This is a genomic window from Methylobacterium sp. BTF04, assembly GCF_010692745.1.
GTDB lineage: Bacteria > Pseudomonadota > Alphaproteobacteria > Rhizobiales > Beijerinckiaceae > Methylobacterium.
In genome coordinates, this window is record NZ_JAAHTB010000010.1 from 113,208 (window position 1) to 128,620 (window position 15,413).

Below are 15,413 nucleotides of genomic sequence, written 5' to 3' on the forward strand. Positions count from 1 at the left end.
CCGGTGCCGCCTCGTCATGGGGGCGGCGCCGACCCCTCGGCCGCATCGTAGCAGGCCTGGGACAAAGACTGCGCCTTGACGCGCTCGACGACGGTGAAGCTGCGGGGCGCGTCGGCCCACAAGCCTTCGCGGCGAAATGCCTGCGCGACGCACCGCGCCGCGATCCGGCAGGCATGCACCTCGCCGCCGGTCCGGGCGCAACTGGCGACGTAATCCTTGCGGAAATCCGAAAAGCCCGCCCGTGGGTGCGGACCCGTGAGGGCGACGAGGCCGGTGAGGAGCGCCAGCAGAACCGGCTGGTGGATGAGATAGACCGCCAGGCTGTGCCGGCCGGCGAACGCCGCGAGCCGCCCGGGCCATCGCGTCGGCTGCCATGCGGCGATCCGCGAGCCGGCGAAGCGCGGCAAGGCGAAACGCGCCAGCGCCACCCCCACGAGCACGAAGCCGAACCACGGGAACACCGGCACGTAGTCGTTGGTCTGTGGCGGGGTCACGCCGAGACCGAGGAAGCGCAATCCGGGTGCGTCGAGGATCCCGGCGCCGGAGACGAAGTGGGGCAGGGCGAGGACGCTCGCGGCAACGACAGCCGTCACCCCAATCGGCAGGCGCAGGAACGGCAGCGCGAGCACACTCGACAGGGCGATACAATGCAGGATGCCGAAGAAGATGTAGCTCTGTGGGAACGCGAAGAGTGTCGCCACGGTGATCAGCAGGGCCGCTCCACCGATGCGGGCGAGACGCAGCAGGTAGGCCCGGGTCCGCAGGCCGGAACCGTTCATCAGCACGAGGCCGATTCCGACGAGGACGAGGAACGTTCCGGCGATCCCGTACGCAGCCGCCTTGCCCGCAGGCGTCAACGCGTAGCTCTCGGGCGTCAGGCGCAGGTAACCGAGGTCCCAGGTCGCGTGGTAGCTCGCCATGGCCAGCAAGGCGATGCCACGGACCGCGTCGATGGCATCGAACCGCGGGCGGATCGGCGAGAGTCGGTGGGTCGGGAGAAGCAGCTGGGTCGCCATGGAGCGGCCTTAGAGGCGTTTTTACGAACACGGAACCGGCTCCGTGCTTTCCTCAAGTCGCCTTTGCGTGATTTCGTCCCGGGCGGCCTCACACAAAAAGCGTTTCCGCGGCGATCCGCCGAGGCCTCGACCGCAGCGTGCCGACACGCCCGATGCCCCATAAGAGCACCTCGGACCACGCAAATGTCGCGGCGCATGCCGGGTTGGCTGTTGCTCCGGCACCGCCTCGACGAAGATTGCATCATCGAAAGGCAGCAGGGACTCGCAAACGGGCTTCCGCCGAGTCCCGACTTTGTTAATCTCCCGTCAAGGATCGCGACACGTGATTCGGTGTGGGTCGAGTGCATGTCGGACGATTTCGGATCAGGCCCATTGGGGCGGCGTTCGGCAGGTGAGACCGACGACGTTCTGACCAGCGACGACCAGCGCCCCCTCGACCTCATCGAGGTGGCCGGACGCATCAAGTGGTTCGACGTCGCCAAGGGCTTCGGATTCATCGTGCCCGACGACGGCACGGCGGACGTGCTGCTTCACATCACCTGCCTGCGACGGGACGGGTTCCCGGGTGCCAGCGAAGGCGCGCGCGTCGTGGTGGAGGCCACCGAGCGGCCGCGTGGCTGGCAGGCGTTCCGGGTGATCTCCCTCGACCAGTCGACGGCACTGCACCCGTCCGAACTGCCGATGCCCCGCACCCACGTCACCGTGACGCCGACGAGCGGGCTCGAACCGGCGGTGGTGAAGTGGTTCAATCGCCTGCGCGGGTTCGGCTTTCTCAGCCGCGGCGACGGCACGCCGGATATTTTCGTTCACATGGAGACCCTGCGCCGTTACGGCATTGCCGAACTCAAGCCCGGCGAAACCGTTCTGGTCCGATATGGTGACGGCTCGAAGGGCAAGATGGCAGCCGAAGTCCGCCTGCCCGACGGTACGCTGCCGGCCTCTCACTGACGGATGACGCTGCGTGATTCCTGATCGTTTTCGCGATGTGCGCGGTGCCCTTGCCGCTGCCTTGCTCTGCCTCGTTGCGGCGAGCGCCTCGCCCAGAGACGCCGAAGCGCAGGACAGCAAAGCGGGGGTCGTCGAGCCCCTGGTCATCACCACCCGCACGGGTCCCCACCGGTTCGAGGTCGAGGTGATGCGCACTGATGCCGACCGGTCGCGCGGCCTGATGTTCCGGCGCAGCATGGCCCCCGAGCACGGCATGCTGTTCGACTTCGCCGCGGTGGCGCCCGTGGCGATGTGGATGAAGAACACCTACCTGCCCCTCGACATGGTGTTCATCCGGGCCAACGGCACCATCGTGCGGGTCGCCGCCGACACCGAGCCGCTCTCGACCAAGGTGATTCCCTCCGGCGAGCCCGTGCTGTCCGTACTCGAACTCAATGCCGGAACCGCCGCGCGTCTCGGCATCCGCTCCGGCGACACGGTGGAGCACCCGCTGTTCCAGCAGCGCTAGGTCCGCACTGCCGAACGCATGGTGAACATTCGCCTTGACGCCGGATTCGTTTGATACCAGTGTTCCCTTAATGTTCTAAACCGAATCCGGTTGGGCCCCTGCGCCGATCGGATGACGTCGACGAGGGGACATCATGATCGACCTGGATCCCGACGACGCATGCGCGCCCGAGGCTGCCCTGTTCGCGAACGCGGATTGGCGCGTGCTCGCGGACGGCCTCGAACATACCGGGACCGGATATTTCGTCGCCCGCGAGACCATCGCCATGCGCCGCCAGGGCGCGCTTTGGGAGTGGCCGCTTCACCTGTCCGAGAAGACCTGGTGTAGCCTGCGTCCGTTTCGCGAGGCGTTCCTGGCAGCCCTCGATGCGTTCGGAATCGTTCGCGATCCGGCGCTGGCGCAATCCTTCGCCATCGGCTTCGGTCTGAACGCGGGGCAGGGCGCGGCAAGAGCGTCGGATGAATTCGTCGCGCTCGCCGACATGGTTCGGCCGGTATCGGCATCGAAGCCGCTCGCCCGCAAACGCCCGTCTACAGCCGACGCCCGTATCGCCGCGCGCCGCGGCGGATCACCGAACGGCCCCGTGCCGCAGCGCGCCGGGCAGACCGCGCATCACAGCGCCGCCCTGTAGATCCGGCGCCCGATGATGGAAGACGCATGGTTGTCGCGGCCGGACGCCCTAGGTGTCCGATGAGACCGCGAGGGCAATCATGCAGAACGACGACACTGGACAGCGCGACGGAGCGTCACTCCAAGGCCTCGACGGCCTCCTGAACCCACCCTTCTCGCGGCGCGGGTTCGTGATGACGAGCTTGATGACCGGGCTGACCCTGGCAACGACGGCAGTGGAGGCGCAGGTCATCCACACCGACAGCACCGGGATCGAGGCCGGCGAGGTGAAGATCCCGGCTGCCGACGGGCCGATGCCGGGCTACCGGGCCATGCCACAGGGAAACGGGCCGTTTCCGATCATCCTCGTGATCGAGGAGATCTTCGGGGTCCACGACTACATCAAGGACATCTGCCGGCGCCTCGCCAAGGCGGGGTATTGCGCGGTGGCTCCCGAGCTCTACGCCCGGCAGGGCGATCTCTCGACGATGACCGATGCCAAGGTGATCATCCGGGACGTGATCTCGAAGACGCCGGACGCACAATGGATCGCCGACCTCGACGCTACCGCATCCTGGGCGGTCTCGGCGGCGAATGGCGACGCGGCCCGCATCGGCACCATGGGCTGGTGCCGCGGAGGCCGTGGGGTCTGGCTCTACGCCGCCCACCGCAAGGACCTGAAGGCCGGCGTGGCCTGGTACGGCCCGGTCGGGGGCGAGCGCACCGCGATCCAGCCGCGCACCGGTGACGACGTGGCCGCCGAGATCAACGCGCCACTGCTCTGCCTCTACGGGGCCGCCGATACCGGCATTCCGGTGGCCGCAATCGAGGCGGCGCGCGACAAGGCGAAGGCGGCGGGAAAATCCGTCGAGCTCGTGCTCTACCCGGAAGCGCCGCACGGCTTCCACGCGGATTACCGCCCGAGCTACCGCAAGGTCGATGCGGAGGATGGCTGGGCGCGGGCTCTGGCTTTCCTCAAGGCGAACGGCGTCGCCTGACGCTTCAGCGATGCATTCGCCGCGGGTATTTTCTCACAGACCCGCAGGTTCGACACATTGACAGGTTAATTCACACATGACGCAACATGAGGAGCGGCACGCCGCCCTGGCCTGAAGAGCAGTCCGAACCCATGAGTGCTGTGAATCCGTCGGACACGCGCCCTGTCATCCTCGTCGTGGAGGACGAACCCGACGAGCGTTTCCTCGCGGCGGCTTTGCTCGAGGAGACGGGCTTCCGGGTGATCGAAGCCGAGACCGCGGAGCGGGCGCTGGCCATCCTCAACGACCGGGGCCACGAGGTCAGCGTGGTGTTCTCGGACGTGCGGACGCCGGGGCCGATCGGCGGCTTCGAGCTGGCCCGCATCATCGGCGTGACCTGGCCGCGGGTGCGGGTGCTGCTCACCTCCGGCGATGCCGGCGACCAGCCAAGCGACCTGCGCGTCTCCGCGACCTTCATTCCCAAGCCCTGGCGGGCGCCCGACATCCTCGCCTGGGTCGAGGAAGCCGCCGGCCTGCCGCCGAAGTCGCAGCCCGGCCTCGACGTGATCGGTTCGCCGCCGGCGCTCAGCCGGACTGGCGTCAGCGCGGAAAATATCAAGGGCGACCTGGAAACTTGAGGCGCTTCGTCCGTTGATCAGGTCTTCGCAACGGCGGCCGATGGATGGCACCGATCGAAAACCACGTTCGGGACCAGCATGACAACCACCGCCAGTGCCTGGACAGCAGAGACCGGCTCTTTGCGGCCGTCTCTCACGGTCTTCTCCGAGACGCGGATGCTGTCGGCACTCGGAAACGACCTTCGCGTCCTCTACGATGACGTTACCGACGCGTCGCAGCCCGATCATTTGATGCAGCTTGCGGCTCTAATCGATGCCCATCGCGAGAGTTCGGGCATCGACGTCTGATTTTCCCTCTTTGCGGCGTGAGTCCGACGACCGAAGTGCGGCGCTAATACCGCACCGAGCGACGTCTTTTTCTGAGCGGTCGCACCGATAATCAGATCTGCTATGTCGAACTGGTCGCGTTCACGTGGCCCCGGATCGATGAAGTCGAGCATTCCATGCGCCTGATAGTCCGCCTCGGCCTCTCCGCCGGAGGCTTTGCCGCCGCAGGTCTTGTTGCCTCAGGTCTTGCTCTGTTGGCCGCGACGGCAAATCCGGCCTTCGCGGCTCCGCCGCCGGCTCAGCCGGCCGAGGGCCCGGGAGGCGTCGGCGAACGCTCGGCGACGATCATCAAGCGCGGGCTCGGGCGAGCCAATGCGGCGACATTTGTATTCTACAAATCCGGGCCTGCCCCCGCGGAGGGGCGGCCCGTCGCGGTGTTCCTCCACGCCTGGGGTGCCCCGAACCCGCAGGCCTATGGCGGCTGGATCGATCACCTCGCCCGCAACGGCTACCTTGTCCTGTTCCCGCGCTTCCAGGAGATCAACCGGACCCGGCCGGCGGACGCCAGCGCCATTGCCGAGCGCTTGCTCAAGGGCGCTCTTGCCGATCTCGCCAGCGATCCCGATGCAAAGCCCAATCTGACGAAGGTCGCGCTGATCGGGCATCTGGCCGGCGCGCCGGTGGCGGTCAACATCGCCGCCGATGCGAGCGAGCAGGGCCTGCCGGTCCCGCGCCTCGTCTTCGCGGTCATGCCGGGCGGGATCGCCAGCGACGCGCGCGCGCGCGGCATCGTCCTTCGCGACCTGTCCCGCATCGCCCCCGAAACCCTGATGGTCGCCATGATCGGCGATCGCGATGCGCGCGCCGCCGATCTGGCCGCCCGTCGCGTGTTGCGGGAGGCGAGCGGCGTGCCGCAGGAGCGCAAGCTGCTGGTGCGTGCGCTCTCGGACGATCACGGCTTCCCCGCCCTCACCGCGACGCTGGCCTCCCCCGCCGCCATCGATGCGGCCTACGATGCCGGTGCGATCAAGCTGCCGCCCGAGCCGCCGCGCGATCCGAAGCAGCCCGCCCCCCCGTTCAAGTGGTCGGCCGACATGTCGCTGACCGGCGAGCAGACCACCCTGGTGGCGCAGATCAACAATGCGCGTGCCGACAGCCTCGACTACCTCGCCTATTGGAAGAGCTTCGACCTCGCGGCCACGGCGGCCTTCGGCGCAAACGATGCCACGTCGTTGAAGAGCAATCCGCGGTTCAGTGACATGGAACGCTGGGGCGATGGCTGGCCGGTCAAGCGTCTCGTGCTCGAAACCCCGCGGACGACCGCCCCGGTGGCGACCCCGGCCGCGGCAACGGCCCAGACGGCGCGGGCCAAGCCGATGCGCCGGCCGTGAGCGCCTGCGGCCGAAGTGAGTCGTCCCGTCGCGGTTCGGAGGCCTCACGATGAAGCTGTTCCACTCGCCGTTCTCGCCGTTCGTGCGCAAGGTCATGGTCGTCGCCCATGAACTCGGGCTGGCTGGACGGATCGCGCTCCTGCCGAGCGCAGCCCACCCGACCCAGCGCGACGGATCGATCCTCGCGCATCACCCCCTCGGCCAGGTCCCGACGCTGATCGACGACGACGGCCATGCGCGCGCCGACAGCCGCGTCATCTGTGAATATCTCGATGCCCTCGGTGCGGGCGACCTGTTCCCGAAGGCCGGCGAGGCCCGCTGGACCGCCCTCGACGATCAATCCACCGCCGACGGGATGCTCGATGCGGCGCTGCTGATCCGTTACGAACTCACCGTGCGCCCCGAGACCGAACGCTCGGAGGCCTGGATCGCGGGGCAGACGGCCAAGATCGAAGGCGCGCTCGGCCGCTTCGAAGTCCAGGCCGCGTCGCTCGGCGCGCGCGTCGATATCGGCACGATCGCGATCGGGTGCGGGCTCGGCTATCTCGATCTGCGGTTCGCGGAGATGGATTGGCGCACGGGCGCCCCCGCCTTGGCGACGTGGTCCGAGCGCTTCGCGCAGCGTCCGTCGATGATCGCCACGCGTCCACCGCAAGGGTGAGATGGCGGGGCTGCGATCGACCGACCCTGGCGCGGGCTTTGCTTGACGCATCCGTGGGACAGCCGGATGCACCGCCATGCCCGATTTCGTCGCCGCCCTCGTCACAGCCGCGATCTTCTGCGCCGGCCTGATTGCGCTCAACGGCCTTACGCGGCTCGCGATCGCATGGCACGTCGCCCCGTCCGACCTCGGTGAGAACGGCCTGCTTCAATACGGGCTGGCCGTTGCTCTCGCGGGCGTGGCGTGGCGGCGCGCGCTGCGCCGCCAGTCACCTCAGAACAAGGCCGGCATCGTGAACGAGTAGTTCACCTTCATGCCGAAGGTGTACTGGTTCGGCGATCCGAAATCGCGCTGCACCAGCGGGCTGCCGGCCGATGAGCCGACGATGCGGTTGTAGCCGACATAGCCCGTTGCCGCCCAGCGCTCGTCGAACACGTAGGTGAGGGCGCCGAGGGCACCGACCGTAGTGAAGCTGTCGGGACGGTAGGCGGTGAGCCGGCCGTTGACCGCCGCCTCGATCGGCGAGACGCCGAAATACTTGCGGGCATACGACTCGTCGCCGAAGTTGAAGCGCGGCCCGAGCGAGACCTGCCACCGGCCGAAGGGTTGGATCACATCGGCGCCGACCGTGCCGACGAAGCCGTGATGGCCGTAGACGCCATGACGGAGCTCGACGCGCGTGCGAAGCCAAGCGACAGGATAATATTCGAGGAACAGACCCGGCTCGATGGCGAAGCGCGCATCGCGCAGGCCGAAGAGGTGGCGCCGGTCGTCGCCATAATAGCGGCCCGAGACATAGCGCGCGGTCGGACCGAACTGGAAGTTGGGGCCGTCGAACAGCGACAGGCTGACGCCGTCGTCGGGTGCGGTGAACCGCACCGGCGTTCCCGCCCTGCGGATGGCGAGGGACGGATATCCGATGGCCGTATAGGTCTCCGAACCGGGATAGCTCGGCGTCGCCTGGACATTCGCGGTCAGGGTCACGACCCAGAGGCTGGGGTCGACCTGCGTGAAGGTGGGCCCGGGCTGAATGACCGGCATATCGGCGGCCTGCGCGGCCTGGCCGGATGCGAGGCCGGCGACGAGGGCTGCAGCCATAGCGGGGCGCGTCCTGCGAAGCGGCAGAGAGCGAAGCGGCATCGAGCGTTCCTGTGTGTCCAACCCGAGGGTTATGGACACAAAACTCCCGCACGGCACGAGCGAAGCGTCGCTTTCATCCGTTTGCGTCCCGCTGTGTCGGCAAGGCCACGATGGAGCGGGCCGGCCGCGGAAGAACCGCGACCGGAATCGAGACTAGAAGTACGACTTCAGGATGCCGCGACGACGCACGTCGAGGGTCGCACAATGGAACGAACCGCCGAACGGGCCATAGGACAGGAACGGCGCCGGAATCGGATCGAAACCCCAATCCTTGAGCGCCTTGATCAGCGTCGGCTGGCTGGCATCGACGACGATCTTCTTCTCGTCGAGGGCGAGCACGTTGATCGAGGTCCATGGCGAGCACATCGAAATCTTGCTCATGAAGCCCTCGACCGGGTCGGGGCGCGGGGCGATCAGCACGTCCCACTTCTTGAGCACGGCGGGCAGCTTCTCGACGTCGATGTAGTCCGGGTTCACCAGGACCTTGCCGGGAGCCAGCGGCATGAACGACGAATCGATGTGCATCGGCTGCGGGCAGCGGCTCTCGATCTCGTGGATGCGGAAGCCGGGGCCGAGGTGGCGGCGCAGCCACTCGATGCCCATCAGGTTGGTCACGTTGGAGCGGGTGACGAAGAGATCGCGGCCGCAGCGCACGAAGTCGGCGGCGTCGAAGACCGGCTCGAACTCGTTGACGGTGAACTGCATCGGCTCGCCGGCCTTCAGGTTCGGCACCCGGTAATCGTAGTTGTACAGCTCGTCGGTGAGCTGCGGCCGCGGCGCCGAGGTCCAGCGCGCGCCGGCGCGGAAGTATTCCTTGAACAGCGAGCGGTAGGCATCGCCCTCGAAATAGCGCGAGCGCCAGCACATCGGGCTCTCGATGATCTCGTCGCCGATCACGAGATACGGGTCGCGCGGACAGGCCACGCAGAAGCCGCGCGAGGACCAGCGCGGGGCATTGTACTTCTTCGAGAAATCGATCGCGTCGGGGCGGCGGATCTTCACGCCCTCGCCGGCGAGGATGGAGATGAAGTTGTCGAGCTCCTTCTGCGCGAGCGTCTTCATGAACTTCGGATAGCGGAAGCCGGCGGCGAAGCGATAGAACGGCTGGGCGGCCCGCGGCAGGTTGAAGATGACGGTGAGATGGTGTGACGGAATGGTCGCACCGTCGAGACTTCCGACGATGACCTCCTCGAGCGGATCCCACTCGTTCCACGCCATCACGGGTGATTTCGGTGCCGGTGCGCCCGGCGCGCCCGATCCGCCCGACGCATACCGGTCGGCATGTCCGTCATCGCGCACGGCATGCTCTGCCGTGATGTGTGTTTCGCGGTCCATCACTACGTTTCCTGACCCTTGCCCTTGTGCCCTTGCGCACGGCTGCTTTTCGGGCGCTCAGCCCTCTGCCGCTTATGTCCGCACTGTGTCTATCGGGTGATAGACAACGGATTCCAAAGCTGCAACTTCGAAGGATATCCACCGCTTCCGGCAGTCTTTTTGGGCCGGAACCACGGCGGGGTTTCTTCGGAAATCATCCGTCTGCCGGGCCGAAAGGGGACCATGAAGCGTCTGACGACATTGGCTCTGATCGCCGGTCTCTGCACGGTCGTCGGACTGTTCCTGTCCTCCGGGCTCGAAGACGTGGCCGCGGCCGTGGTCAGCGCCGGATGGGGTGCCCTTGTCGTCGTCGTGGCGCGCGCCGTCGCGGTGGCCTGGGCCGGTCTCGGCTGGTTCGTGATCTTCCCGAAAGACGGTCGTCCGAGCCTGATGGATTGCGTGACCCTGCGCTTCGTGCGCGAGGGCATCAACACCCTGCTGCCGGTGGCCCAGGTCGGCGGCGACTTCGTCGGCGCGCGCCTGCTGACCAAGCGCGGTGTCGTCGGTGGCCTCGCGGGCGCCAGCATGTTCGTCGACCTGATGACCCAGGCGGTGACGCAGTTCCTGTTCACGGTGGCCGGCGTGGTTCTGCTGGCCTGGCTCGCGGGCGACGGTCCCATCGTCCGCACCGTGGCCGGCGGCCTCGCCATCGCGGCCCCGGCGCTCGGTGCGTTCTACCTGATCCAGCGCCGGAGCGGCCACAAGCTGATCCAGGCCCTCGTGAGCCGGTTCGCCGCCGCGCGCGAATGGCGGGCGCTCGGCGCCATCGAGGTGCTGTACGAGAACCTGAAGCGCCTCTACGGCCATCCCGGCCGGATCGCTGGCGGTATCGGCGTCCACCTGATCGGCTGGGTGATCGGCACCGCCGAGGTCTACGTCGCCCTGCACTTCATGGGCTATCCGGTGAGCTTCGCCGAAGCCCTGGTGATCGAGAGCCTGGCGCAGGCGGTGCGCGGCGCGGCCTTCGCCGTACCCGGCGCCCTCGGTGCCCAGGAGGGTGGCCTGATCGCACTCTGTGCGGTGTTCGGCATCCCGGCCGAGGCTGCCCTCGCTCTCTCGCTGGTCAAGCGGCTCGCCGATCTCCTCGTCGGTGTTCCCGGGCTGATCGCCTGGCATGCCCTCGAAGGCAAGGACGGCGCCGAAGCCGAGGCGGCCAACGCGCAGGAGAGCGATCTCGGGCTTCGTCGCGACGGCTTTCCCGCCGACGCCTTCCCGGTGCTGGCACCCGTCTACGGCTCGGCGAACGACCGCGCCGTGATCGGGCTGCGCCCGACCGAGATCGAAGGTCTCAAGAAGTGCGCCTGACCCGCCTCCTCATGGTCGGCCTCGCGAGCGCGCTGCTGAGCGTCGGTGCGCACGCGGCCGACGATCCGGCGGTACAGTCGGTGCGGACTCTGTACGCGAGCTTCGAGGCGGCGCTGAAGAGCGGACCCGGTGCGGTGAAGGACAGGGCCGCCGCCATCGGGCCGACCCTCGACACCACGTTCGATTTTCCCACCATGGCCCGCGTCGCGGTGGGCCCGAAATGGAAGGGCTTCACGCCCGAGCAGCAGGGGGCGCTCACCGAGGCGTTCGGCCGCTATTTCACCGCCACCTATGCCACCCGCCTGGCGCAGGCCATCGGCGGCAAGTTCGAGGTCAAGCCGCAGAGCGAGGCCCGCGGCGCCAACCGCGTGGTCCAGACCGACGTGGCCAATGCCGATGGCGACAGCTCGCAAGTGGATTACCTCGTGGGTCCCGCCAACACCGTCCAGGACGTGTATCTCAACGGCACCGTCAGCGAGATCGCGAGCATGCGCGCCAGCTTCGCCGACCCGCTCAAGGCCGGCGGTGCCGACGGATTGCTGAAATTCATGCGTGAACGCACCGCCGGCATGCTCGCCGTCAAACCGGCGCCTTGAAGTCGGGCGAGAGACCCTCGCCACCGGACGACAACCGGCACCGTACCAAGCCCTCCCGTCCCAGTCTGTTCGTCCGAAGTCTCCGCCCACCGCTTCCCGACCCGTCCGCCTTTCGCGCCGCTCATCCCGCGGCACTCTCACGAGAACCGTGACCGAGCGATGCTCTCCATGGACCTGACCTGGCTCTCGCACCTCTTCCTGCTGCTCGCGCTGGCAGGGTGCGTCTATGGCCTCGCCGCCGCCGTGCTCGCGGGACGCTTCGTGCGCAAGGCGGTGCCGTCGCTATCCGCCGACGCCGTGCTGCCGTCGGTGACGATGCTGAAGCCGCTCTGCGGCATCGAGCCGAACCTCTTCGAAAACCTCGAGACCTTCTGCCGCCAGGATTATGCCGGCGCGGTACAGATCGTGTTCGGTGTCCAGAACGTCACCGATCCGGCGATTCCGGTGGTGCGCCGCCTGATCCAGGCGCATCCGGACTTGCGCCTCGACCTCGTGATCGACGCGCGCCAGCACGGCTCGAACCGCAAGGTCTCCAACCTCATCAACATGTCGGCCGAGATCGCGCACGACGTGGTGGTGCTCGCCGACAGCGACATGGTGGTGAAGCCGGATTACCTTGCCCGGATCGTCGCGGAGCTGGGCCAGCCCGGCATCAACGGCGTCACCTGCCTGTATCATGGCGTACCGGCCCACCGGGGCATCTGGGCGCATCTCTCGGCCCTCGCCATCGACGTGCAGTTCCTGCCCAACGTCGTGATGGGAACCTCGCTCGGCCTCGCCAAGCCCTGCTTCGGCTCCACCATCGCCTTCACCACAGTGGCGCTGGCCGAGATCGGCGGCTTCGAGGCGTTTCGCGACGACCTCGCGGACGATTACGCCATCGGCGAGGCCCTGCGGGCCAAGGGCGGCCTCGTGGCCATCCCTACCGTCACCGTCGGGCACACCTGCGTCGACACCGATCTCGCCGGTCTGTGGAGCCATGAACTCCGCTGGAACCGCACCATCCGCAACGTCGATCCGGCGGGCTATGCCGGCTCCATCGTCACCCACGCCTTCCCGCTGGCCCTGATCGGCGCCCTGATTCCGGGGGCCGGCACCAGCGCCCTGGCGGTGGCCGCCCTGGCGCTCGCCTGCCGGATCGTCCTGTGCGTCCGCCTCGAGCGGGCCTTCGGTCTGGCGCCGCACCCCTACTGGCTGTTGCCGATTCGCGACATCCTCTCGTTTGCGAACTTCTCATGGAGCTTCGTGTCGGGGGCGGTGACATGGAAGGGCCACGATTATCGGGTGGTTGCAGATGGCACACTGATCCCGGAGGGAAGCCTCGGCCACGATGCTGGTGCATCCTCGCTCTGATCTTCGCTTTTAGTTCCTCGATCCCACCCGTCCCTTGCTCTCGCTGAGGCCTTGAACCCCATGCGCACCCTCTTCCTGCAGGCCCCCACCTTCGACGGTTTCGACGGCGGCGCCGGCTCCCGCTACCAGGCCAAGCGCGAGATCAAGTCGTTCTGGTACCCGACCTGGCTCGCCCAGCCGGCCGCCCTGGTGCCGAACTCGAAGCTGATCGACGCCCCGCCGCACAACATCAAGCTGCCCGAGATCGTCGCCCAGGCGCACGATTTCGACCTCGTCGTGCTCCACACCTCGGTGCCGTCGTTCAAGTCCGACGTGAAGACCGTCGAGGCGCTCAAGGCCGCCAATCCGAAGCTCATCGCCGGTCTCATCGGCGCCAAGGTCGCCGTGGATGCCGCCGGCGCCATGGCCCAGGCCCCGTGCATCGATTTCTGCGCCCGCAACGAGTTCGACTTCACCGTCAAGGAAGTCGCCGACGGCACGCCGATGTCCGAGATCAAGGGCCTCTCCTACCGGGACGCCGACGGTGTCGTGATCCACAACGTGGACCGCGAGATCATGACCGACATGGACCAGCTGCCCTTCGTCACGAGCGTGTACAAGCGCGACCTCGAGATGGAGAAGTACTTCATCGGTTACCTGAAGCACCCCTACATCTCGTTCTATTCGGGCCGTGGCTGCAAGAGCCGCTGCACCTTCTGCCTGTGGCCGCAGACCGTCGGCGGGCACACCTACCGCACCCGCTCGGTCGGCCACGTGATCGAAGAGATCAAGTATTGCCTGAAGGAGTTCCCGCAGACGAAGGAGTTCTTCTTCGACGACGACACCTTCACCGACAACCTGCCGCGCGCCGAGGAGATCGCCCGTGAGCTGGGCAAGCTCGGCGTCACCTGGTCGTGCAACGCCAAGGCGAACGTGCCGCGCGAGACCCTCAAGGTGCTCAAGGACAACGGCCTGCGCCTCCTGCTCGTCGGCTACGAGTCCGGCAACCAGCAGATCCTGAACAACATCAAGAAGGGCATGCGCGTCGAGGTCGCCGAGAAGTTCACCAAGGATTGCCACGAACTCGGCATCGCCATCCACGGCACCTTCATCGTCGGCCTGCCCGGCGAGACCCGCGAGACGATCCAGGAGACGATCGCCTTCGCCAAGCGCATCAACCCGCACACGATCCAGGCTTCGCTGGCTGCCCCCTACCCGGGCACCTTCCTGTACAAGCAGGCAGTGGAGAACGGCTGGCTCGACATCGCGAATGCCGAGCTCGTCGACGAGAACGGCGTGCAGATCGCCCCGCTGCACTACCCGCACCTGTCGCATTCCGAGATCTTCGCGGCGGTGGAGGAGTTCTACCGGAAGTTCTACTTCCGCGCCCCGAAGATCGCCTCGATCGTCTCCGAGATGGTCCGCTCGCCCGACATGATGAAGCGCCGCCTGCGCGAAGGCGTGGAGTTCTACCGCTTTCTCAAGGAGCGCCAGGGCACCGCCAAGGCCGCCTGAGCCTTTCGCCAGGGTTACTTATCGCGGCCGGGCCTCACAGCCCGGCCGTTTTTCGTTCGAGGGTTCGGGACCGATGCCCCGGCGGGTCGAAGTCGGCGCTTGTCCGCTCGACACAAATTGCCCTCACGACACCAGGAGTCAGCTTGCGTGAAACGCCTTGTGGTGACGGCGGACGATTTCGGCCTCAGCCGTGAGGTCAACGACGCGGTGGAGCAGGCCCATCGCGCGGGCATCCTCACCGCGGCGAGCCTGATGGTGTCGGCCCCCGCCGCCGCCGACGCGGTGGCCCGCGCGCGGCGGATGCCCTCGCTCCGGGTCGGGCTTCACCTCGTCATGGTGGAGGCCTGGCCGACCCTGCCGGCGGCGCAACTCCCCGATCTCGTCGGGCCGGACGGGCTCATCCGCAGCGACATGGGCCGGCTCGGTCTCGATCTGGCGCTGAAAGCCTCCGCCCGTCGCCAGTTGGCGGCGGAGATCGCGGCCCAGTTCGAGGCCTATCGGGCCACCGGTCTGCCGCTGGATCACGTCAATGCCCACAAGCATTTCCACGTGCATCCGCTGATCGCCGGCGCAGTGCTGGCGATTGGCCGGCGCTACGGCATGGCGGCGATCCGGGTGCCGCGCGAGCCCCGCGCGATCTTGCGTGCCGCTGAGCCGGGCGCGACCCCGAAACCCGCCCTCGACATCGCCCCGTGGTCGGCCTTGCTGGCGGTGCGCGCGCGTCAGGCCGGGCTGCTGATCCCCGACCAGACCCTCGGACTGGCCTGGTCGGGGGCGATGAATCCGGGGCGCGTGGCCGGGCTCCTGGCCAACCTGCCGGCAGGGCTGACCGAACTCTATACCCATCCGGCCAGCGCCGGTGGCTTCCCGGGCGAAGCGCCGGGCTATGCCTATGCGGCCGAGCGGGATGCGCTGATCGCGGCGGAGTCCATCGCCGCAGTAAAGGCGTCGGGTGCCGTGAGCGGCGGGTTCTCGGATTTCCTGACGCGCCCCTGAGGCGGTTTTCAGTTGATGACCTCGGTGGACCAGAGGCGCAACAGGCTCCCTCTTCCGTTTGGGAGAGGGTTGGGGTGAGGGACGTGGACCATCCGAAAAGGTCACACACCTCACCCTGTCCCTCTCCTTCCAGGAGAGGG

Annotated in this window: 17 protein-coding genes; 14 read left to right on the forward strand and 3 right to left on the reverse strand. The window is 67.5% G+C overall.

Annotated features, from left to right (window positions below; genetic code table 11):
* Positions 1-14 precede the first annotated feature (14 nt).
* A complete protein-coding gene (locus tag G3T14_RS08685) occupies positions 15-1,016 on the reverse strand; it encodes a heparan-alpha-glucosaminide N-acetyltransferase (RefSeq protein ID WP_163641878.1) in 1,002 nt (333 codons plus the stop codon).
* A gap of 345 nt (positions 1,017-1,361) precedes the next feature.
* On the opposite strand from G3T14_RS08685, the gene G3T14_RS08690 reads away from it, so the two are divergent.
* The 9 genes from G3T14_RS08690 (at position 1,362) to G3T14_RS08730 (ending at position 7,319) form a co-directional block, all read left to right on the forward strand.
* Positions 1,362-1,964: a cold-shock protein gene (locus G3T14_RS08690; RefSeq protein ID WP_163641879.1), complete on the forward strand. Its 603-nt coding sequence runs from the start codon at positions 1,362-1,364 to the stop codon at positions 1,962-1,964.
* Positions 1,965-1,977: 13 nt separating this feature from the next.
* On the forward strand, positions 1,978-2,472 hold the full coding sequence (locus G3T14_RS08695) for a DUF192 domain-containing protein (RefSeq protein WP_348645238.1): 495 nt from the start codon (positions 1,978-1,980) through the stop codon (positions 2,470-2,472).
* A 133-nt stretch (positions 2,473-2,605) separates the two neighbouring features.
* Positions 2,606-3,103, forward strand: coding sequence for a hypothetical protein (locus tag G3T14_RS08700; protein WP_163641880.1), 498 nt, complete (start codon positions 2,606-2,608; stop codon positions 3,101-3,103).
* Positions 3,104-3,182: 79 nt separating this feature from the next.
* A complete protein-coding gene (locus G3T14_RS08705) occupies positions 3,183-4,079 on the forward strand; it encodes a dienelactone hydrolase family protein (protein ID WP_163641881.1) in 897 nt (298 codons plus the stop codon).
* A gap of 131 nt (positions 4,080-4,210) precedes the next feature.
* The gene (locus G3T14_RS08710; protein WP_246733078.1) at positions 4,211-4,696 is read left to right on the forward strand and encodes a response regulator; all 486 of its coding nucleotides are present in this window, start codon (positions 4,211-4,213) and stop codon (positions 4,694-4,696) included.
* Between the two features lie 78 nt (positions 4,697-4,774).
* Positions 4,775-4,984: a hypothetical protein gene (locus G3T14_RS08715; protein WP_163641882.1), complete on the forward strand. Its 210-nt coding sequence runs from the start codon at positions 4,775-4,777 to the stop codon at positions 4,982-4,984.
* Between the two features lie 161 nt (positions 4,985-5,145).
* On the forward strand, positions 5,146-6,354 hold the full coding sequence (locus G3T14_RS08720; protein WP_163641917.1) for an alpha/beta hydrolase: 1,209 nt from the start codon (positions 5,146-5,148) through the stop codon (positions 6,352-6,354).
* A 49-nt stretch (positions 6,355-6,403) separates the two neighbouring features.
* The gene (locus tag G3T14_RS08725; RefSeq protein WP_163641883.1) at positions 6,404-7,015 is read left to right on the forward strand and encodes a glutathione S-transferase; all 612 of its coding nucleotides are present in this window, start codon (positions 6,404-6,406) and stop codon (positions 7,013-7,015) included.
* 76 nt (positions 7,016-7,091) lie between these two features.
* Positions 7,092-7,319, forward strand: coding sequence for a hypothetical protein (locus G3T14_RS08730; RefSeq protein ID WP_163641884.1), 228 nt, complete (start codon positions 7,092-7,094; stop codon positions 7,317-7,319).
* Here the strand turns inward: G3T14_RS08730 and G3T14_RS08735 are convergent.
* Both G3T14_RS08735 and G3T14_RS08740 read right to left on the reverse strand, forming a co-directional pair.
* Positions 7,289-8,113 carry a MipA/OmpV family protein gene (locus tag G3T14_RS08735; protein ID WP_246733088.1) on the reverse strand — a complete coding sequence of 275 codons (825 nt, stop codon included), beginning with the start codon at positions 8,111-8,113 and terminating at the stop codon, positions 7,289-7,291. The two genes, G3T14_RS08730 and G3T14_RS08735, sit on opposite strands and share 31 nt — an antisense overlap.
* A gap of 195 nt (positions 8,114-8,308) precedes the next feature.
* Positions 8,309-9,490 carry an amidinotransferase gene (locus G3T14_RS08740; RefSeq protein WP_163641886.1) on the reverse strand — a complete coding sequence of 394 codons (1,182 nt, stop codon included), beginning with the start codon at positions 9,488-9,490 and terminating at the stop codon, positions 8,309-8,311.
* A 222-nt stretch (positions 9,491-9,712) separates the two neighbouring features.
* On the opposite strand from G3T14_RS08740, the gene G3T14_RS08745 reads away from it, so the two are divergent.
* The 5 genes from G3T14_RS08745 (at position 9,713) to hpnK (ending at position 15,273) form a co-directional block, all read left to right on the forward strand.
* Positions 9,713-10,834, forward strand: coding sequence for a flippase-like domain-containing protein (locus G3T14_RS08745; protein ID WP_163641887.1), 1,122 nt, complete (start codon positions 9,713-9,715; stop codon positions 10,832-10,834).
* Positions 10,825-11,430: an ABC transporter substrate-binding protein gene (locus G3T14_RS08750; RefSeq protein ID WP_163641888.1), complete on the forward strand. Its 606-nt coding sequence runs from the start codon at positions 10,825-10,827 to the stop codon at positions 11,428-11,430. The genes G3T14_RS08745 and G3T14_RS08750 overlap by 10 nt, the downstream gene beginning before the upstream one ends.
* A 168-nt stretch (positions 11,431-11,598) precedes the next feature.
* Positions 11,599-12,783: a bacteriohopanetetrol glucosamine biosynthesis glycosyltransferase HpnI gene (hpnI, locus tag G3T14_RS08755; protein ID WP_163641889.1), complete on the forward strand. Its 1,185-nt coding sequence runs from the start codon at positions 11,599-11,601 to the stop codon at positions 12,781-12,783.
* Between the two features lie 60 nt (positions 12,784-12,843).
* A complete protein-coding gene (gene hpnJ / locus G3T14_RS08760; protein ID WP_163641890.1) occupies positions 12,844-14,277 on the forward strand; it encodes a hopanoid biosynthesis associated radical SAM protein HpnJ in 1,434 nt (477 codons plus the stop codon).
* A 147-nt stretch (positions 14,278-14,424) separates the two neighbouring features.
* The gene (hpnK, locus tag G3T14_RS08765; protein WP_163641891.1) at positions 14,425-15,273 is read left to right on the forward strand and encodes a hopanoid biosynthesis-associated protein HpnK; all 849 of its coding nucleotides are present in this window, start codon (positions 14,425-14,427) and stop codon (positions 15,271-15,273) included.
* Positions 15,274-15,413 lie beyond the last annotated feature (140 nt).